The following is a 20334-nucleotide window of genomic DNA, read 5'->3' on the forward strand; positions in this document are numbered from 1 at the left end:
GGGTGGCGGTGGAGGACTGGCGCAACCACTCAAGATGATTGCGCAGAATACGAGCGACAGCGGCGTGAACGACCGTTTCCCAAGACTCTTCATAGGCTGACCTGCGGTGGCTGATCGGGGGGTTTTTCCGCGACACGGAAAATAAATACCACGCATTTCTTATAGCCCAGCCGCCGGGCAATGCCAGAAGATCAGAATTTCCCCCATCCCTGTAGGAGCAGAGCTTGCTCGCGAAGGCGGCGTGTCAGCCTGTATTTCCGTCGCCTGACACGCCGCTATCGCGAGCAAGCTTTGCTCCCACAGGTGAGTCCGAGAAGCTCTGCTCCTACAGGTTGGTTATTGCTTAGATTTTTTCAGAGCGATGCAAACTATTGCTTTCGAGCTCATAGCGCAGCTCTTCAATCAACGCGACCACCGCTTCCGGCGTGCGCAAATTCGCCACACTCAACCCGCTGACCACCAGATCCACCTGACCCGACGCCGGGTGGTAGAGCTTGACCGTCAAGGAGTTGTCCCCGGTGAGCGCACAATCACAAGCCAGCGGCGCAAAGCTACGCTCCAGTTGAGCACGCAACTGCGTTAGATAAATCATTCCGGGTCACCCGACCAACACTGCAAAATCGAACACACCATTGAACGGTTGCTGATCCATGTAGCTGTTCCTCTGTCTGTTTCGAAAATGCGCTTTCGCAGCGACGCGACATCCCGCCGCAGGCTCTACCGCACCTTCCCAGATTACGAACTGCGCCACCCGGCCAGAACCCGCATTTGCCCCCTTGCGTCTAGTGCATTTGCACCCTAACGCTGCGCCTTCGGCCGCCACTCGCTGGCGAACAACCCGCGCTCGCGCGCCCAGACAATCGCCTCACTGCGGCTGTGCACATCAAGCTTGGAATACACCGTCGAAACGTGGTTGCGCACCGTGTTCAGCGCCAGTTTCAGGCGCGCGGCGATTTCCTTGTCGGCCAGTCCTTCACAGATCAAGCCGAGCACATCGCGCTCGCGTGCGGTCAGGTCGGTGAATGACACGCTAGGCAGTTTCGGCGAATTGACGCTCTTCACATTGGCGAGTTTCTCGATCAGCGTGCGGCTGAACCACGAAGCGTCTTTCATCACTTCTTCGATTGCCGCCACCAACTCGACTTCAGTACGTTTGCGTTCGGTGATGTCCATCAACACCAGCAGATAACACGGGCTGTCCTGAATGTTCACGGTGTCGGCCGAGACGTTGCACTCGATCAGCTCGCCGCCCTTTTTGCGAATGCGCACGTCGACGCGATCCAGTTTGCCGGCCTTTTCCAGCGCGGCGAACAGGCGCGTGCGGGTGCCGGAGTCATCGATAAAGTCGATTTCCTCAACGGTTTTACCGAGCACTTCTTCGCTCGGATACCCGAGGGTTTCCAGGAACGCGTCGTTGACGTCGATCACCAGTTCATTCTCGGCGCCGCACACCAGCGTCGGCATCGGCGTCAAGCGAAACGCCTTGGCAAAGCGCTCCTCGCTCTGGCGCAAGGCCAGTTCGACCTTGTGCCGCGGTTCCATGTCGACGAAGGAAAACAACATGCACGCTTCTTCGTTGAGCTCCAGCGGCTGGCCGGCGACGATCACCTGTTTATTGCCACGCTCGGGCAGTTTCAGTTCGGCCTGCATCTGCGGAATCGTTGTGTGCTGGCGCAGGCGTTCGATGGCCAAATCGCGTTTTTCGGCGCCGTCGAGGATGTCCAGCTCATACGTGGAAACGCCGATCACCTGATCGCGGGTGTAGCCGGTCATTTCGAGGAAACCCTGATTGACCTTGATGTAGCGCAAATCACTCAGGCGACAAATCACCGCTGGCGCCGGGTTGGCATTGAAGGTCTTCTCGAAACGCTGCTCGGCGCTGGCCCACTCGGTGACATCGCTCATGATCAGCACCAGCGATTCCACCTGCCCGGCGCTGTCGGTCAATTGCATGCTGCGCACGCTGTGCACCCACAGGCTTTCTTCATCGTCGCTCGGCGTTACTTCCACCAACACATCGCTGAAAACCTCGCCACCGGCGATTCGGTTGATCGGGTAGCTTTCGGTCGGCACAGGATGATTGTTGCGATAGCGCAAGTTGAAGCGCTTGGCGTATTCCTTGGCATTCGCCCCGAGCTGGTTGACCCGGCTGACCCCATGCATGGCCAGCGCGGCGTCGTTGGCCCAGAGAATGGTTTGATCCAGTTCGAGCAAAATCACCCCGTCGGACAAACCGGCGATGATCTGCTGCAACTGACGACGATTGGTTTCGGTGGTCAGGACGTCCTGGCTCATTGGCTCTCCACAAAATGGCGGCGGCGCTCTGCGGCACCGCCCTGTGAAGATTACGACCGCACGGGTTTGCGATAGTGCGAAGCGACCAAAACCTTGAAGCGTTTTAAAGGCTCGCCAGTCAGGTACATCATGCCAACCTTATCCTGAACGGTTTATAGACGCAGACGATTCATTTCATTCGATGCATAATCCACCGTTCATCACGATTAAACTGCTGACATCGAAAAAGGATTTTTATGAAACAACTCGCGCACGTACAAAGCACAGTCTATTACAGACATTTTTCCAACGATGCCTTCAAAAAATCAAAGCAATACCAGCAACTTAAGAACATCCATATCGTGACCTACTGCAAGTCCAGTGGGCTTATCGGAACCTTTAATTTTCTCAGCAAATTCTTCATCGATAAATCTGACAGCGCCAAGGTGATCATCGGTATTTCAGATATCGACTCCGACAAACTCGCTGACAGCCTGCGATCTATCATGAAAAAAATTACAAAAAATTGCGACATCTACATTCATTCGGCTTGTCACGTGAAGATGCTCAGCCATGACGACATGACAATACTCGGCTCGCAGAATCTTTCTTATGCATCGCAGTCCTATACCGCCAACCTGAACTATACGACCGCCCACTATCGCCTTAATGAGGCATTAGTGGAATGCGTCGATGAGCATCAAGAATGCGCCAAGATGTTAATGGTAGAACTACTATCCGACCCTGCTTTTTTTTTGAAGCTTGAGCCATTGAGTTGGGTGGACTACAAAGACAAACACAACACGAAAATCAACCAGTTAATCGCCGACCTTCGTGAAGGTCATGCGTTGGACCGTAGCAAGGCCAACATTAAATTGGCGGAAAACATACAACACTTTATAACAAACTCCCCAGCGCTGTTGAGCAATAGCCGATTCACAGTACAGGTAAAAGACAATCTCGACCTCTTCAGAATATTGAAAAACATGTACCAGCAGCGCTCGACCAAAGATGTGGAGACGCTACTTGAGATATTGTATGGCCACGATCCTTTTTCGATTTTTTTCAATGAGCAAGCGCATGAATTATTATCCACAGCAGAATCATTAGCGATGCAAGTCGATGACGATTACTTTGCGAGGAAAAGTGAGTTTCACCATATCCATGATCATATTCTGGATGCACCAGACCGACTTGAAGAAATCGCACAAGCACACTCGCTGTTCGAGGAAATTGACGAAATCATTGACCAATATGAACTGTTGACACCTGAACATCTGCTGGACCACTCGGAAGATGACGATATCAGTGCTGAGATGGAATCCCCTGACTATTCTTCAGACTACGCTATGTTGTCCAGAGACAACGATGGCAACATTATAGAAAGCGTATTCAGAAGTAAACGAGATGTGGCGCTATCGACAACCGAAAAGCTTCGACTCCTCGATTCAAAGAAATTAACACACGCACTCAATGAAGTTCTCGGACCGTTCGTTGAGTGTTACCTGAACACCCAATACTCACGGTTACTCCAAGTACTCCAAGGCTCATGCGACAGCTTGAAGAATGCCTATGCACGCGATAATTAAAGGCTCGCCGGATTTAACTTGACCTGCGGCAATTCCGATGGATTTGCTACCCGTGAATCTCCAGGGGTCGTCCGCTGACGGCGCGGGCATCGCAGGTCACGAATTGCGCGTCTTACGTCGCCAATTGTCCGCTGGCAATCGCCGCCGACGCCGCCAGCATGGCCCGCAACAACACCGCGCAGCCGGCCGCGAGGTCATCCGGTGCGGCGTTTTCGATTTCGTTATGGCTGATGCCGCCCTCGCACGGCACGAAGATCATCCCGGCCGGGCCGAGTTCGGCGAGGAAAATCGCGTCGTGCCCGGCGCCGCTGACGATGTCCATGTGCGATAGGCCCAATCCGTGGGCGGCGTCGCGGACCGCATCGACGCAGCCCTTGTCGAAGTACAGCGGTGGGAAGTCGGCGGTCGGGGTCAGTTCGAAGGTCAGGCCGTGGGCCTCGCAGGTGGTTTCGATGACTTCGCGCACTTCGGCGATCATCGAGTCGAGGCGCGCCGGTTCCAGGTGCCGGAAGTCGAGGGTCATGCGCACTTCACCGGGAATCACGTTGCGCGAGCCGGGGTAGGCTTGCAGGCAGCCGACCGTGCCACAGGCGTGCGGTTGGTGGCTGAGGGCGGCGCGATTGACCGCACCGACGATAATCGCCGCGCCGACCAGGGCATCCTTGCGCAAGTGCATCGGCGTCGGCCCGGCGTGGGCTTCAACGCCGCGCAGTTTCAGGTCAAACCATTTTTGCCCGAGTGCGCCCATCACCACGCCGATGGTTTTGTGTTCGTCTTCGAGGATCGGGCCTTGTTCGATGTGTGCTTCGAAATAGGCACCGACTGCGTGGCCGCTGACCTTGCGCGGCCCGGCATAACCGATGGCGTTCAGCGCGTCGCCGACCGTGACGCCATCGACGTCGACTTTGGCCAGGGTTTCTTCGAGGGTAAATTTTTCCGCAAACACCCCGGAGCCCATCATGCACGGCGGAAAACGGGAGCCTTCTTCGTTGGTCCAGACCACCACTTCCAGCGGCGCCTCGGTTTCGATGCCGAGGTCATTGAGGGTGCGCAACACCTCGACCCCGGCGAGCACGCCGAAGCAGCCGTCGAACTTGCCGCCAGTGGGTTGGGTGTCGATATGGCTGCCGGTCATGACCGGTGGCAGGTCGGGATTGCGGCCGGGACGACGGGCGAAGATATTGCCGATGCCGTCGACCGTCACGGTGCAGCCGGCCTCCTCGCACCAATTGACGAAAATGTCCCGGGCCTGGCGGTCGAGGTCGGTCAGGGCCAACCGACAAACGCCGCCCTTGACCGTGGCACCGAGCTTGGCCAGTTCCATGAGCGACTGCCACAAGCGGTCGCGGTTGATGTGCTGATGGGTGGATTGCAGAACGTCTACGGCTGCGTTCATGGTGATCTCCTCAGGCTGTTCTTATGGGTTTCTTCAGGTAGTTCTTTGGTGTGTTTGAGGCCGTCTTCGCGGGCAAGCCTCGCTCCCACAAGGGACTGCACGAGCCTGTAGGAGCGAGGCTTGCCCGCGAAGAGGCCAGCAATCACACCGATGATTTCGCAATAGACGGGCTGGTCCGCATCGAGCACAACCCGTAATAAATCACCCCGCCCAGCGCCGAACCGGTAAACCAGCCGTAGCTGTAAAACCAGCTGAACGCATCGCTACCGAGCGACAGCAGGGTCAGCACCACCGGCACGCCGAAGGCGATAAAACCGAACCAGTTCCACGCTGGATACACGTCATCGCGGTACAGCCCGGCGAGGTCCAGTTGCTGTTTCTTGATCAGGAAATAGTCCACCACCATGATCCCGGCGATTGGCCCGAGCAGGCTGGAATAGCCGAGCAGCCAGTTCGAATAAACCGTCTCCAGGCTGACCTCGGAAACGATCCAGCCAAGTTTTTTCAGCAACTCGTGGCCCATCAGCAGCAACCCGACCACACCGGTCAGCATCACCGCTTTGGTGCGGTTGATCACTTTGGGCGCAATGTTTTGGAAGTCATTGGTCGGCGAGACAATGTTCGCTGCGGTGTTGGTCGACAGCGTCGCAATGATGATCAACGCCATCGCCACCGCCACCCACACCGGGCTCTGGATATGCCCGATCAGGCTGACCGGATCCGACACGGTCACGCCGACCAGTTTCACCGACGCGGCAGTCATCACCACGCCAAGAGCGGCGAACAGGAACATGGTCAGTGGCAAGCCGAAAATCTGCCCGAGAATCTGGTCCTTCTGACTTTTCGCGTAACGGCTGAAGTCCGGGATGTTCAGCGACAACGTCGCCCAGAACCCGACCATCGCCGTCAGCCCGGCGGCGAAGTAACTGACCACGCTTGCACCTTCAGGGCGCTTCGGCGGAATCGCCAACAGCTCGGTCATCGACACGTTGGGCATCGCCCACACCAGCAGGCCGATGCCGACCGCCACCAGCAATGGCGCGGAGAGCGTTTCCAGCCATTTGATCGACTCGGCCCCGCGCAGCACCACCCACAGGTTCAGCGCCCAGAACGCCATGAAACCGATCACCTCGCCGGTGCCGCCGAGTGACTTCCAGCCGTCGAAAATCGAGCCGAGAAACAGGTGAATCGCCAGGCCACCGAACATCGTCTGAATGCCGAACCAGCCACACGCCACCAATGCGCGGATCAGGCACGGCACGTTGGAGCCGAGGATGCCGAACGAGGAGCGCAGCAACACCGGAAACGGGATGCCGTACTTGGTGCCGGCGAAGGCATTGAGGGTCAGCGGGATCAGCACAATGAGGTTGGCAAACAGGATCGCCAGCAGCGCCTCGCCGACGCTCAAGCCGAAATACGCGGTGAGCACGCCGCCAAGGGTGTAGGTCGGCACGCAAATCGACATGCCGATCCACAGCGCGGTGATGTGCCACTTGTTCCAGGTTCGTTCGTGCACCTTGGTCGGTGCCATGTCGTGGTTGTAACGAGGACTGTCGAGGACGTCGGTGCCGGCTTCGAGCTCGAACAAGCCGTCGCGCTCGGTCACTTGCGATCTGATCTGTTGCATGGCCGCTCCACTTTCTTTGAATTATTTTTTGCTCATCAGGGGCCGGCGCTTGCTCGCGCCAACCGACGATGGCCGGAGGAACTGACAACTTTTACGGACCGGCCAAGGTGTCAGCGGCGGCATCAATAAACGTGCCGGGGTCCCCGCTGATACAACGGCCAACGCCATAAAATCCTGCTAAACAACTGAAGTCATTCAGTTTTATTTATTCAACTAATGAGTCCTCGGTTACTTGCAACGCCACTCAGGCCGAATGTGCAGCAAGTTGTAGAAACAGTCAGGACTCAATCTGGTGCATCAATGTTTTTTTCAGCGTTGCGCCTCAACCATAGACCTTCCTCAAGCGGCTGATTTCACATAGGAAATCTCGTCTATTTTGCGTTCCTGTCAAGTGCGTCAAAATGGTGAACAGCCTCACCATTTTGGTGATTCATGTATTTATTGCTTATATTTCAAGAGCTTAAAACTGGCATAAGCTTATAAAAATTATTCTTGCTCATTCCAAAAACTACGACTAGTTTCTATTCCTGACAGCGATGACAGGAATACACCTGTTTGCGCTGGCTTCATACAAAACATTTAGAACCGGCATAAGTCGGTCATGCCTGCGAGGAACTCGGAATGTCTCTGTTGATCCGTGGCGCCACCGTTATTACCCATGATGAAAGTTACCGCGCCGACGTCTATTGCGCTGATGGCGTAATTAAAGCCATTGGCGACAACCTTGATGTTCCGGCGGGCGCTGAAGTGCTCGACGGCAGTGGCCAATACCTGATGCCGGGCGGCATCGACCCACACACGCACATGCAATTGCCCTTCATGGGCACCGTTGCCAGCGAAGATTTTTTCAGTGGCACGGCGGCTGGTTTGGCCGGGGGGACGACGTCGATCATCGACTTCGTGATTCCCAATCCGCAGCAGTCGCTGATGGAAGCGTTTCACCAGTGGCGCGGCTGGGCCGAGAAGTCCGCTTCCGACTACGGATTCCATGTCGCGATTACCTGGTGGAGCGAGCAGGTGCGCGAGGAAATGGCCGAACTGGTCAGCCATCACGGCATCAACAGCTTCAAGCATTTCATGGCGTACAAAAACGCGATCATGGCCGCCGACGACACGCTGGTAGCGAGTTTCGAACGCTGCCTGGAGCTCGGTGCGGTGCCGACCGTGCACGCGGAAAACGGCGAATTGGTGTATCACCTGCAACGCAAATTGATGGCGCAAGGCATCACCGGCCCGGAAGCGCATCCGCTGTCGCGTCCGTCGCAAGTTGAAGGTGAAGCGGCCAGCCGGGCGATCCGGATTGCCGAAACCATCGGCACGCCGTTGTACCTGGTGCACGTCTCGACCCAGGAAGCCCTCGACGAAATCACCTACGCGCGCAGCAAAGGTCAGCAGGTCTACGGCGAAGTGCTCGCCGGGCATTTGCTGCTCGACGACAGCGTCTACCAACACCCGGACTGGCAGACCGCCGCCGGTTACGTGATGAGCCCGCCGTTCCGTCCGCGCGGCCACCAGGAAGCGCTTTGGCACGGTTTGCAATCGGGCAACCTGCACACCACCGCCACCGACCATTGCTGCTTTTGCGCCGAGCAAAAAGCGGCGGGTCGCGATGATTTCAGCAAGATCCCCAATGGCACCGCCGGCATCGAAGACCGCATGGCGCTGCTGTGGGATGAAGGGGTGAACACTGGGCGGTTGTCGATGCAGGATTTCGTCGCGTTGACCTCCACCAATACCGCGAAGATCTTCAACCTCTACCCTCGCAAAGGCGCGATGCGCGTCGGCGCCGATGCCGATCTGGTGCTGTGGGACCCTGAGGGCACACGCACCATTTCGGCAAAAACCCATCACCAGCAAGTCGACTTCAACATCTTCGAAGGCAAAACCGTGCGCGGTGTGCCGAGCCACTCCGTCAGTCAGGGCCGCGTGGTCTGGGCCGATGGCGACCTGCGCGCCGAGCGTGGCGCCGGGCGCTATGTCGAACGGCCGGCGTACCCGGCGGTGTTTGATTTGCTCAGCAAGCGCGCTGAGCTGAATAAGCCGACAGCGGTAAAGCGCTGAGTTCGAGGCCTGCGGCCTTCGCGGGCAAGCCTCGCTCCTACAGTTTGAAATGCATTCCCCCCTGTAGGAGCGAGGCTTGCCCGCGAAGGCCGGCCCTGACGGCACACAACCCCACTGCCCACCAGAGGCAGGCACCTCAAAAAAACATGAGGCCTTAAACCGTGATCAAGACCCTGAACCATCTCCCGCACCCTTACGAGAATGCGGCCGCCCTCGCCGGCCATTTCACCGATCTGGCGCCGCCGCTCAACGCCCGTCAGGCGCATCTGGAAGCTTCGCGCTGTCTGTATTGCTACGACGCACCATGCGTGAACGCCTGTCCAAGTGAGATCGATATTCCGTCGTTCATCCGCAATATCCATCAGGAAAACGTCCAGGGCGCCGCGCAGAAAATCCTCTCGGCGAACATTCTCGGCGGCAGTTGCGCGCGGGTTTGCCCGACCGAAATCCTCTGTCAGCAAGCCTGTGTGCGCAACAACGATCACGAGTGCGCGCCAGTGTTGATCGGCTTGCTGCAACGCTACGCCGTGGACAACGCGCACTTCAGCGAACACCCGTTCCAGCGCGCCGCCGCCACCGGCAAACGCATCGCTGTGGTGGGTGCCGGGCCGGCGGGTTTGTCCTGCGCGCATCGCAGTGCGATGCACGGGCATGACGTGGTGATTTTCGAGGCCCAGGAAAAGGCTGGCGGCCTTAATGAATACGGGATCGCCAAGTACAAACTGGTGGACGATTACGCGCAAAAGGAACTGGATTTCCTCCTGCAAATCGGCGGCATCGAAATCCGCCACGGACAGAAACTCGGCGCCAACCTGACCCTCAGTGATTTGCACCAGCAGTACGACGCGGTGTTCCTCGGCCTCGGTCTGGCCGCCAGCAAACAGCTCGGTCTCGACCACGAAGACGCGCCGGGGCTGGTCGCCGCCACCGATTACATCCGCGAACTGCGCCAGGCCGATGACCTGACGCAACTGCCGCTGGCCGACCGTTGCATCGTCCTTGGCGCCGGCAACACCGCGATCGACATGGCCGTGCAAATGGCTCGCCTCGGTGCCCGCGACGTCAATCTGGTGTATCGGCGTGGCGTCGAGGACATGGGCGCGACCGGTCACGAACAAGACATCGCCAAAGCCAATCAGGTGCGCCTGTTGACCTGGGCGCAACCGGAAACGGTGCTGCTCGACGATCAGGGCCACGTGCGCGGCATGCGTTTCGCCCGTACCTGCATGATCGAAGGGCGCCTGCAGACTACCGGGCAGACCTTCGAACTGGCCGCCGATGCAATCTTCAAAGCCATCGGCCAGGCCTTCGATGGCAGCGCCCTCGCCGACCCGTTGGCGCGCGATCTCAAACGCCAGGGCGAGCGCATCGAGGTCGATGCGAACCTGCGCACGAGCATTCCCGGGGTGTACGCCGGTGGCGACTGCACCAACCTCGATCAGGACCTGACGGTGCAAGCCGTGCAGCATGGCAAACGGGCTGCCGAAGCCATCAATGCCCAACTCATGCTCAACGTGGAGGCTGCGTAAATGGCCGATCTTTCGATTGTCTTCGCCGGTATCAAAGCCCCCAATCCATTCTGGCTGGCCTCCGCGCCACCCACCGACAAAGCCTACAACGTGGTCCGCGCCTTCGAGGCTGGCTGGGGCGGCGTGGTCTGGAAAACCCTCGGCGAAGACCCGGCAGCGGTCAACGTCTCGTCGCGGTACTCCGCGCATTACGGCGCCAACCGTGAGGTCATGGGCATCAACAACATCGAGCTGATCACCGACCGTTCGCTGGAGATCAACCTGCGGGAAATCACCCAGGTGAAAAAGGATTGGCCGGACCGCGCGCTGATTGTTTCGCTGATGGTGCCGTGCATCGAAGAGTCATGGAAATTCATTCTGCCGCTGGTCGAAGCCACGGGTGCCGACGGCATCGAGCTGAACTTCGGTTGCCCGCACGGCATGCCTGAACGCGGTATGGGCGCGGCGGTCGGCCAGGTCCCGGAATACGTCGAACAGGTGACCCGCTGGTGCAAGACCTATTGCTCGCTGCCGGTGATCGTCAAGTTGACGCCGAACATCACCGACATCCGCGTTGCCGCCCGTGCGGCCCACCGTGGCGGCGCCGATGCGGTGTCGCTGATCAACACGATCAACTCGATCACCAGCGTCAATCTGGAGCAAATGGTCGCGATGCCCACCGTCGGCCATCAAAGCACCCACGGCGGCTATTGCGGCTCGGCGGTGAAGCCGATTGCGCTGAACATGGTCGCCGAAATCGCTCGTGACCCGCAGACGCTCGGCTTGCCGATCTGCGGCATCGGCGGCATCGGCAGTTGGCGCGACGCGGCGGAATTCATGGCGTTGGGCAGCGGCGCGGTGCAGGTGTGCACGGCGGCGATGCTGCACGGTTTTCGCATTGTCGATGAGATGAAGGACGGCTTGTCACGCTGGATGGACAGTCAGGGCTACGCCAATATCGCCGAGTTTTCCGGGCGCGCGGTGGGCAATACCACCGACTGGAAGTACCTCGACATCAACTATCAGGTGATCGCCAAGATCGATCAGGATGCTTGTATTGGCTGCGGGCGCTGCCACATCGCTTGCGAAGACACCTCGCACCAAGCGGTGGCCAGCCTGAAACAGGTGGACGGCACGCACAAATATGAAGTGATCGATGAGGAGTGTGTGGGCTGCAACCTGTGCCAGATCACCTGCCCGGTCGAGGATTGCATCGAGATGGTGCCGATGGACACCGGCAAGCCGTTTCTGGATTGGAATCATGATCCGCGTAATCCTTACCACGTTGCTCTCTAGATTGGGGGCTGATCCGGAATCTACCCCTCACCCTAACCCTCTCCCCAAGGGGTAGAGGGGACTGACCGAGGTGATTTTCAGATAGTTTGCGACCGGGGGCATTTGAGTCGAACTCAGATTTGGAGGGCATGGAGATCGGCCCCCTTTCCCCCTCTCACCTATGGGTAGAGGGGACCGACCGAGGTGATTTTCAGATAGTTTGCAACCGGGGACATTTGAGTCGAACTCAGATTTTGAGGGCATGGAGATCGGCCCCCTTCGTCCCTCTTCCCTATGGGTAGAGGGGACTGGCCGAGGTGATTTTCAGATAGTTTGCGAACGGGGACATTTGAGTCGAACTCAGACTTTGAGGGCATGGAGATCGGCACACCTTTCCCCTATTGATAGAGGGGAATAAGCGAGGCGATTTTCAGATAGTTTGCGACCGGGGACATTTGAGTTGAACTCAGATTTTGAGGGCATGGAGATCGGGCCCCTTTCCTCCTCTTGCCTATGGGTAGAGGGGACTGACCGAGGTGATTTTCGGATAGTTTGCGACCGGGGATATTTGAGTCGAACTCAGATTTTGAGGGCATGGAGATCGGCCCCTTTCCCCTCTCCCCCTATCGATAGAGGGGAATAAGCGAGGTGATTTTCAGATAGTTTGCGACCGGGGACATTTGCGTCGAACTCAGATTTTGAGGGCATGGAGATCGGCCCCCTTTCCCCCTCTCCCCTATGGGGAGAGGGCTGGGGTGAGGGGTGCTTCTCAGGGTTCCAACCCGATCCCGCGCAATATCACGCTGGTCACGGTTTGCACCGCCCGCTCGAACTGCATGTCCGACAACGCCTGATGATCATTGAGGATATTCACCTGATGATCGAAGTCGGCGTAATGCTGGGTCGAGGCCCAGATCATATAAAGCAGTGCCGACGGCTCGACCGGCAGGATGCGTTTGTCCTCGACCCATTGGCGAATCTTCGCTTCCTTCATCTTCGCCCAGTCATACAGGCTGGCGTCCAGCGCCTCGCCGAGCGTCGGCGCGCCGTGAATGATCTCGTTGGCCCAGACTTTCGAGCCGTGCGGGCGGCTGCGCGAGTGGTTCATTTTGGCGCGGATATAACTGCTGAGCACCACGCGCGGATCGTCGAACATCTCGAAGCACAAGGCGTCCTGTTTCCACACTTCCAGCAGGTCGAACAGCACTGCGCTGTACAGCTCGCCTTTGGTGCTGAAGTAATAATGCAGGTTGGAGCGCGGCAGTTGCACTTCAGCGGCGATGTCCGCCATGGCGGTGCTGCCGAAGCCTTTTTCGGCGAAGACCTTTTCGGCGCCGAGGAGGATTTTCTCGACGTTACTGCGGCGGATTTCGATCTTGTGATTGCCCATAAGGGCTCCCTGAAAACAGCGTTGCCTCAGACTAGCATCCGCTCTGGGTCGCGGCGACAGCGGTTTTTTCACTTGCCGGGAGAAAAGCTGCGGCGTAAACATTTCCCGGTGTCTAGCGTTCATGTTTAAGTGACGCGCATTTCCTCTGCCAAGAAGGTAACCGACCATGTCCCTGAACCAGTCGCTGAAAAAAACCCTGACCGCCGCCGCCCTGCTCGGCTCGTTGTTTGCCGCTTCCTCGGTGTTTGCCCACGCGCACCTGAAAAGCCAGATCCCGGCCGCCAACAGCACCGTCACCGACCCCGGTGAGTTGCGCCTGGTGTTTTCCGAAGGCATTGAAACGACCTTCAGCACGGTCAAAATCAGCCGCGACGGCAAAGACGTGCCGGTGAAAAACCTCGCGACCAAAAGCAGCGACAAGAAGACCTTGATCGTTACCCCGGAAGTCGCGCTGCAGCCAGGCACTTACAAAGTTGAATGGAAGGTAACGTCAGTCGATACGCACAAAAGCGATGGCGCCTACAGCTTCAAGATTGGCCAATAATCGATGACCGATGCGCTGGTGCTGTGCCGCTTTCTGCATTTTGTCGTGGTGTTGATGCTGTTCGGGGTCTGGGTGTTCAGGCCTCTGTTGTTGACCGATGCCGCCGTCAATCTCGACCGGTCACTGGCGCGCATCACGCGTTGGCTGACCGCCGTGGCACTGCTCAGCGGCGTGACGTGGTTGCTGCTGATCACTGCCAGCATGGCCGGCGACTGGAGCGCGGCATTCGCGCCGTCGACATTGAACCTGGTGCTGAGCAAGACCTTTTTCGGCCAAGTGTGGCGTTGGCACTTGCTGCTCAATGTGCTGCTGATGGTGTTGCTGTGGACGCCGTTGCGCACGAATGCTGCTTTGCGCTTGATCGTCAGCGGTTTATTGCTGGCGACGCTGGCGCCGGTCGGGCACGGCGCGATGCTTGACGGGCTCAGCGGTCAGTTGCTGATTCTCAACCAGATCATCCATCTGGTCTGCGTCGGTACGTGGCTCGGCGGGTTGATGCTGCTGGTGCTGATTCTGCGCCAGCCGGTTGCGCTGGATGTGGTTTTGCGGCGTTTCAGCGGCATCGGTTATGGCTTGGTGGCGGGGTTGCTGATCACCGGGTTGATCAACGTGCGCGTACTCACCGGGCAATTCTGGCCGACGCCGCTGTTGTCCGGGTTTGCCTTGATTCTGCTGATCAAGGTTGTGCTGGTGGCAGCGATGCTCGGGTTGGCGTTGTTCAATCGGCTGCGGATCAAGGATTGCGAGCAGCGGGTCGGCACGCTGAAAACCAGCGTGCTGCTGGAATGGTTGCTGGGGATTGGCGCGGTGGCGGCGGTTTCGCTGCTCGGCACCATGCCGCCGATGATCGCCACATAACCCTTGTAGGAGCGAGGCTTGCCCGCGAAGGCAGTGTGTCAGCTGACATTGGTGCTGCCTGACACACCGCTTTCGCGGGCAAGCCTCGCTCCTACAGAGGTTCGGGAGTTTCGGTGTGGCCGGCTGCCGCGGTGTCGATGCTCACCACCACTGACATCCCCGGTCGCAGCCGTTCGCTTTGATCCTGGCCGTCGTCCACAGTGATCCGCACGGGCACACGCTGGGCGATTTTGACGAAGTTGCCGGTGGCGTTGTCGGCCTGCAACAGGCTGAATTCCGAACCGGTCGCCGGTGAAATCCGCTGCACCTTGCCGTGGAATTTTCGATGGTTGAGCGCATCGACGGTGAAGGTCACCGGTTGGCCGACGCGCACTTCATCCATCTGCGTTTCCTTCATGTTGGCGATCACCCACAACTGCTGCGGCACCAGCGCCATCAGTTGCGCGCCGGAGTTGACGAACGCGCCGAGGCGCACGCCAATCTGTCCGAGCTGGCCGTCACGTGGCGCCAGTACGCGGGTGTTCGACAGGTCGATGCGCGCCAGTTGCACCGCCGCATCGGCGCTGGCCACTGCCGCTTCCAGCGAACCGCGATTGACGATCACGGTTTGCAGGTCCTGCCGGGCGATTTCCAGATTGGCTTGCGCTTGCGCGACCGCGGCGATGGTCTGCGCGTTGGCGGCCATGGTCACGTCCAACTCACGTTTGGACACCGAACCGTCATTGATCAATTCCTGATTACGGCGCAGGTCCGCAGCGCTTTTGCGCGCCTGCGCCTGGCTGTCGACCACCGCGGCCTGCCGCAACTTGATGGTCGCTTCGGCACTGTTGCGTTGCTGCACCACGTTGGCCAATGCAGCTTTCTGCACCGCCAGTTGCGCCAGCGATTGATCGAGACGCTGTTTGTAGATCCGGTCATCGAGGCGCACCAGCAAGTCGCCGGCCTTCACATGCTGGAAGTCGGTCACCGGCACTTCATAGACGTAGCCGCTGAGCTGCGGGCCGATGATCGTCACCTGGCCACGGACCAAGGCGTTTTCGGTGGTTTCGACGGCGCTGCTGAACGGCGGCAGTTGCCAGGCGTACAACACGATCAACACGCCAATAATCGCAATCGCCGCGAAGCCCAACGACGAGATGATCCGCACCCGCAGCGAACGCGGTTCGGTGGCCGGCGAGGACGGCGGCGCGACACCTTCCGGGGTGGCGGCGATGGCATTGGTGGTGGTGGTCGTGGTCGACGCCGGTGTGGAGGTGTTAGTCGGTTCGGTCATGAAGAAGTGGCACCGCTGGGTTGAACGGAAGAAGTGGCAGTTTGAGCGGCGGGCGCGACCGCTTGGGTGGTACTCATCAGCCACAGCGCGCGAATGGAAATCCAGATCATCGTCAGCACCGCGATCAGCGCAATCAGCATGAACACATCGTTGTACGCCAGCACATTGGCTTCACGGGTAGCGGCCGTGGCCAGGCTGCGAATGCCCTGCAAATTGCGCAAACTCGGGTCGGCGATCAGCGAGCCAACCGCGTTGCCGCCGCTTTGCACCCGCGCGGCAACACGCGGATCCATCAGGGTCAGGTGTTCGACAATGTTGCTCGAATGAAATTTCTCGCGAACGATCTGAAACGTGCCGAGCAGCGCCGCACCGATCAAGCCGCCGAGGTTCTGGCAGATGCCGAACAGCACCGAAAAACTCACCAGATTGCGTGGGTTGGTCAGCACGTTGCGCGTGCCGAGGACCATGGTCGGACCAAGGAAAAATGTGCCGCCGAACGCCAACAGGAACTGGCTGAAATACATGTTCTCCGGGCGGGTCAGGTTGTTCGAATAACTGTCGATCACCGAGCCGGTCGCCATCAGCGCCAGCGACACGATCAGCGGCATGAACAGGTGTTTGGGATCAATCGTCAGCGCGCTGGTGGCGAGGCCGGCAATGCTGCCGAGCAACATCACCACGTACAGGCTGTGCAGTTGCTGACTGCTCATGTTGAGCATTTGCATGAAACCGACAGCGCCGGTGGATTGCTCGGACAGCACCATGCGAATCAGGATCACCGCCAGCGCCAGACGAATCATCACGCCGCTGCCGAGCCAACGGGTCATCAGCATCGGGTTGCTGCGGTTATGTTCGATGGCCAGGCCGGCGAGGATCAGCACGATTGACGCCGCCGACGCCACGCCGATCCACGGTGCTTCCAGCCACCAGTCGATGCGGCCCAGCGACAGCACCGCGCACAGCAGCGCCACGCCCGAGGCGAGAATGGCGAAGGTCAGGAAGTCGAGTTTTTCGAAAGTTTTGAAGCGGTCGCCCGGCGGCAATTTGAGCAGGAACACGCAGCCCAGCGTCAGCAGCGCCATGCCCAGTTCGAACAGGTACAACCCGCGCCATTCGGCGATTTGCATCAGGTCTTCAGAGAACAATCGCGCCAGCGGCAACGCCAGTTGCGACGTGCCGAGACCGAGCACCAGCGCTTTCATCCGCCACTTCGCCGGGAACGCCTGGACCATGTAATACAACCCCAGCGAACTCAGCGCCGCGCCGACCATGCCGTGGGCCGCGCGCACGGCAATCGCCGAATTGAGGTCGTTGACGAACAAGTGGCCGAAGGTCACCAGCGCATAGAGCACCAGGAATACTTCGGTGAACGCGCGCAAACCGAATTGCTGGCGAAACTTCACCAGCAGCAGGTTCATCGAGACGTTGGTCATGACGTAGGCGGCCGGCAACCAGGCCATTTCGGCGGTGGTCGCGCCCAGCGCACCTTGCAGGTAAGGCAGGTTGGCGATCACCAGCGAGTTGCCGAGGCCACCGGTCAACGCCACCAACAGACCGACCAACGCATACGCCAGCCGCTTGGGCGTGGAGTGCAAGGGCGTCGAGGGGGAACCGGGCAAGCTGGGCCGCTCGTGGGGCTGCCAGTTGCGCGGGGCGTAGTGATCCATTCAAAAGCCTTGTTCGGGGGACCGCGCCAGTTTGCCGGAAAATCACAGTCAATACACACCTGTGGCACAGCGCACTTCTGGCGAGAAGCTTGTGGCAGGGGCTTGTGCCAGGGGCCTGTGTGGCGAGGGGCCTGTGTGGCGAGGGGGCTTGCCCCCGTTGGGTCGCGAAGCGGCCCACTGTGTATACCAAACAAATATCACTGCTTGGTTTTGCGACTGCTGCGCAGCCGAACGGGGGCAAGCCCCCTCGCCACACAAGCCGTGCTCCTGCAGATTGGTTTAGGCCCTCACGTTGTCGTACAACTTCTGATTGACATTCCCGCGAACCCTCGCAAATAATCGCCGCCAATGTTGTACGACGACGTATAACGAACAATAAAAACAACAAAGAAACAAAGGGAACGTCACTGTGAGCAAACTCGTCCGTCATTCCTCTGTCCGCACGCCCCGCCTCACCTTCAAACGCCGCCACACCCTGAGCCTGATCGGTTGCAGCAGCCTGTTCCTGGCCTTGCCGCTGAGCAGCCACGCCGAAGGTTTTGTCGACGATGCCAGCGCCACGCTGAACCTGCGCAACGCCTATTTCAATCGCAACTTCACCAACCCGGCCTACCCGCAGGGCAAGGCTGAAGAGTGGACGCAGAGCTTCATCCTCGACGCCAAATCCGGCTTCACCCAAGGCACGGTCGGCTTCGGCGTCGATGTGCTAGGCCTGTACTCGAAAAAACTCGATGGCGGCAAAGGCACCGGCGGCACGCAGCTGTTGCCGCTGGACAGCGACGGGCGCCCGGCGGACAACTTCGGCCGCACCAACGTCGCGTTCAAAGCCAAAGTCTCGAAGACTGAATTGAAGGTCGGCGAATGGATGCCGCTGTTGCCAATCCTGCGCGCGGATGACGGCCGCTCGCTGCCGCAGACCTTTCGCGGTGGCCAGGTGACTTCCAGCGAAATTGACGGCTTGAAGCTCTACGGCGGCCAGTTCCGCGCCAACAGCCCGCGCAACGATTCGAGCATGGACGACATGTCGATGAACGGTCGAGCGGCGTTCACTTCGGACCGGTTCAACTTCGGTGGCGGCGAATACACCTTCAACGACAAGCGCACTGTGGTCGGCGTCTGGTACTCGGAACTCAGCGATATTTATCAGCAGCAGTATTTCAACCTCAGCCACAGCCAACCTATGGGCGACTGGACGCTGGGCGCCAACCTCGGTTTCTTCACCGGCAAAGAGGACGGCAGCGCATTGGCCGGCGAACTGGATAACAAGACCACTTTCGCCCTGCTCTCGGCCCGCTACGGTGGCAACACGTTTTATGTCGGCCTGCAGAAACTCAGCGGCGACGATGCATGGATGCGCGTCAACGGCACCAGCGGCGGGACGTTGGCCAACGACAGCTACAACTCCAGTTATGACAACGCTAAGGAAAAATCCTGGCAAGTGCGCCACGACTACAACTTCGTCGCCCTCGGCGTGCCCGGCCTGACCTTGATGAACCGCTACATCAGCGGCGATAACGTGCACACCGGCACCATCACCGACGGCAAGGAATGGGGCCGCGAGTCGGAACTGGCCTACACCGTACAGAGCGGCGTATTGAAAAACCTCAACGTCAAATGGCGTAATGCAAGCATCCGCCGCGATTACAGCACCAATGAATTCGACGAAAACCGGATCTTCGTCAGCTATCCGATATCGTTGTTGTGAAACTCGCCTGGCGTTCATAACTCTTGTGGCAAGGGAAGTCGTGGCAAGGAGCTTTTGTGGCGAGGGGGCTCGCCCCCGTCGGGTCGCGAAGCGGCCCCAGTGGTTGTTCAGATTCACCAAGTTGCCTGAGTTTGCGACTGCTTCACCGCCGAACGGGGGCAAGCCCCCTCGCCACTGGAGGAATGCCCAGCTGAGGTTCACTCCATCAATTTCAGCCACCGCCGCGTTGACAAGCACTGGAATCCCTTACGATACTTCGCTCAAGTCATACGACAACTTACAACAATTTCAATGACTCAAATATTCAGGAATCCCCATGCCCACTACCTCTCCTCCCCCTTCGAGCCCCACCCCGTTTAATCGCCTGCTCTTGACCGGCGCCGCCGGTGGCCTCGGCAAAGTCCTGCGCGAAACCCTGCGCCCTTACGCCAAGGTCATTCGCCTGTCGGACATTGTCGAAATCACCCCGGCCAGCGACAGCAGCGAAGAAGTCGTGACCTGCGACCTCGCCGACAAACAAGCCGTGCACCAACTGGTCGAAGGCGTGGACGCGATCCTGCACTTTGGCGGCGTTTCGACCGAGCACGCGTTTGAAGAGATCCTCGGCGCCAACATCTGCGGCGTGTTCCATATCTACGAAGCGGCGCGCCGGCATGGGGTCAAACGCGTGATCTTCGCCAGTTCCAATCACGTTATCGGCTTCTATAAACAGGACGAAGTGATCGACGCACACTCCCCGCGCCGCCCGGACAGCTACTACGGTTTGTCCAAGTCCTACGGCGAAGACGTCGCCAGTTTCTACTTCGATCGCTACGGCATCGAAACCGTCAGCATCCGCATCGGCTCCTCGTTCCCGGAACCGCAAAACCGCCGGATGATGAGCACCTGGCTGAGCTTCGGCGACCTCACGCAATTGCTCGAACGCGCCTTGTACGCGCCGAATGTCGGCCACACCATCGTCTACGGCGTCTCCGACAACAAAAACGTCTGGTGGGATAACCGCCTCGCCGCCGGCCTCGGTTACGTGCCGCAAGACAGCTCCGAAGTGTTCCGCGACAAGGTCGAAGCGCAACCGATGCCAGCGGCCGATGACCCGGCGATGGTTTATCAGGGCGGCGCATTTGTCGCGGCCGGTCCGTTTGGCGATTGAGTCCACGAGCAAAGGAA

At 58.9% G+C, this 20334-nt stretch carries 15 protein-coding genes; 8 read left to right on the forward strand and 7 right to left on the reverse strand.

The features are described from left to right. Positions 1–343: 343 nt before the first annotated feature. Together BI292_RS24900 and BI292_RS24905 are read right to left on the reverse strand one after the other, a co-directional pair. Positions 344–592 (reverse strand): DUF1652 domain-containing protein, encoded by a 249-nt coding sequence (locus BI292_RS24900; protein ID WP_101209544.1) that lies wholly within the window; start codon positions 590–592, stop codon positions 344–346. A 206-nt stretch (positions 593–798) separates the two neighbouring features. Next, positions 799–2295 carry a helix-turn-helix transcriptional regulator gene (locus tag BI292_RS24905; RefSeq protein WP_101209545.1) on the reverse strand — a complete coding sequence of 499 codons (1497 nt, stop codon included), beginning with the start codon at positions 2293–2295 and terminating at the stop codon, positions 799–801. Between the two features lie 236 nt (positions 2296–2531). Here BI292_RS24905 and BI292_RS24910 point away from each other — a divergent pair, with 236 nt between their 5' ends. Beyond that, a complete protein-coding gene (locus BI292_RS24910; RefSeq protein WP_101209546.1) occupies positions 2532–3863 on the forward strand; it encodes a hypothetical protein in 1332 nt (443 codons plus the stop codon). Between the two features lie 112 nt (positions 3864–3975). Here BI292_RS24910 and BI292_RS24915 read toward each other — a convergent pair whose 3' ends face one another. Next, positions 3976–5259 carry a Zn-dependent hydrolase gene (locus BI292_RS24915; RefSeq protein WP_101209547.1) on the reverse strand — a complete coding sequence of 428 codons (1284 nt, stop codon included), beginning with the start codon at positions 5257–5259 and terminating at the stop codon, positions 3976–3978. 142 nt (positions 5260–5401) lie between these two features. After that, complete coding sequence (locus BI292_RS24920; protein ID WP_101209548.1) at positions 5402–6886, reverse strand: NCS1 family nucleobase:cation symporter-1; 1485 nt, start codon at positions 6884–6886, stop codon at positions 5402–5404. A gap of 621 nt (positions 6887–7507) precedes the next feature. On the opposite strand from BI292_RS24920, the gene hydA reads away from it, so the two are divergent. The 3 genes from hydA to preA all read left to right on the forward strand — a co-directional run bounded on the left by hydA (position 7508) and on the right by preA (position 11751). Continuing rightward, on the forward strand, positions 7508–8947 hold the full coding sequence (gene hydA / locus BI292_RS24925) for a dihydropyrimidinase (protein ID WP_101209549.1): 1440 nt from the start codon (positions 7508–7510) through the stop codon (positions 8945–8947). A gap of 161 nt (positions 8948–9108) precedes the next feature. After that, on the forward strand, positions 9109–10476 hold the full coding sequence (locus BI292_RS24930; protein WP_101209550.1) for an NAD(P)-dependent oxidoreductase: 1368 nt from the start codon (positions 9109–9111) through the stop codon (positions 10474–10476). Continuing rightward, positions 10477–11751 (forward strand): NAD-dependent dihydropyrimidine dehydrogenase subunit PreA, encoded by a 1275-nt coding sequence (gene preA / locus BI292_RS24935; protein ID WP_101209551.1) that lies wholly within the window; start codon positions 10477–10479, stop codon positions 11749–11751. Positions 11752–12499: 748 nt separating this feature from the next. Here preA and BI292_RS24940 read toward each other — a convergent pair. Then, entirely contained in the window at positions 12500–13120 is a 621-nt protein-coding gene (locus tag BI292_RS24940) for a TetR/AcrR family transcriptional regulator (RefSeq protein ID WP_092269646.1), read from the reverse strand. A gap of 166 nt (positions 13121–13286) precedes the next feature. On the opposite strand from BI292_RS24940, the gene copC reads away from it, so the two are divergent. Together copC and copD are read left to right on the forward strand one after the other, a co-directional pair. Beyond that, on the forward strand, positions 13287–13664 hold the full coding sequence (copC, locus tag BI292_RS24945) for a copper homeostasis periplasmic binding protein CopC (protein WP_101209552.1): 378 nt from the start codon (positions 13287–13289) through the stop codon (positions 13662–13664). A 3-nt stretch (positions 13665–13667) separates the two neighbouring features. After that, the gene (gene copD, locus BI292_RS24950) at positions 13668–14522 is read left to right on the forward strand and encodes a copper homeostasis membrane protein CopD (RefSeq protein ID WP_101209553.1); all 855 of its coding nucleotides are present in this window, start codon (positions 13668–13670) and stop codon (positions 14520–14522) included. 91 nt (positions 14523–14613) lie between these two features. Here copD and BI292_RS24955 read toward each other — a convergent pair whose 3' ends face one another. Then, positions 14614–15795, reverse strand: a complete 1182-nt coding sequence (locus tag BI292_RS24955) for an HlyD family secretion protein (protein WP_101209554.1) — start codon at positions 15793–15795, stop codon at positions 14614–14616. Next, positions 15792–17462, reverse strand: coding sequence for an MFS transporter (locus BI292_RS24960; protein WP_101209555.1), 1671 nt, complete (start codon positions 17460–17462; stop codon positions 15792–15794). The genes BI292_RS24955 and BI292_RS24960 overlap by 4 nt, the downstream gene beginning before the upstream one ends. Before the next feature lie 409 nt (positions 17463–17871). Here BI292_RS24960 and BI292_RS24965 point away from each other — a divergent pair, with 409 nt between their 5' ends. Together BI292_RS24965 and BI292_RS24970 are read left to right on the forward strand one after the other, a co-directional pair. After that, positions 17872–19167, forward strand: coding sequence for an OprD family porin (locus tag BI292_RS24965; RefSeq protein WP_101209556.1), 1296 nt, complete (start codon positions 17872–17874; stop codon positions 19165–19167). Between the two features lie 316 nt (positions 19168–19483). Next, entirely contained in the window at positions 19484–20317 is an 834-nt protein-coding gene (locus BI292_RS24970; protein ID WP_101209557.1) for an NAD(P)-dependent oxidoreductase, read from the forward strand. Positions 20318–20334: the final 17 nt, after the last annotated feature.

It is taken from the genome of Pseudomonas sp. 43NM1 (assembly GCF_002836905.1).
In the GTDB taxonomy this organism is placed as follows: Bacteria; Pseudomonadota; Gammaproteobacteria; order Pseudomonadales; family Pseudomonadaceae; genus Aquipseudomonas; species Aquipseudomonas prosekii.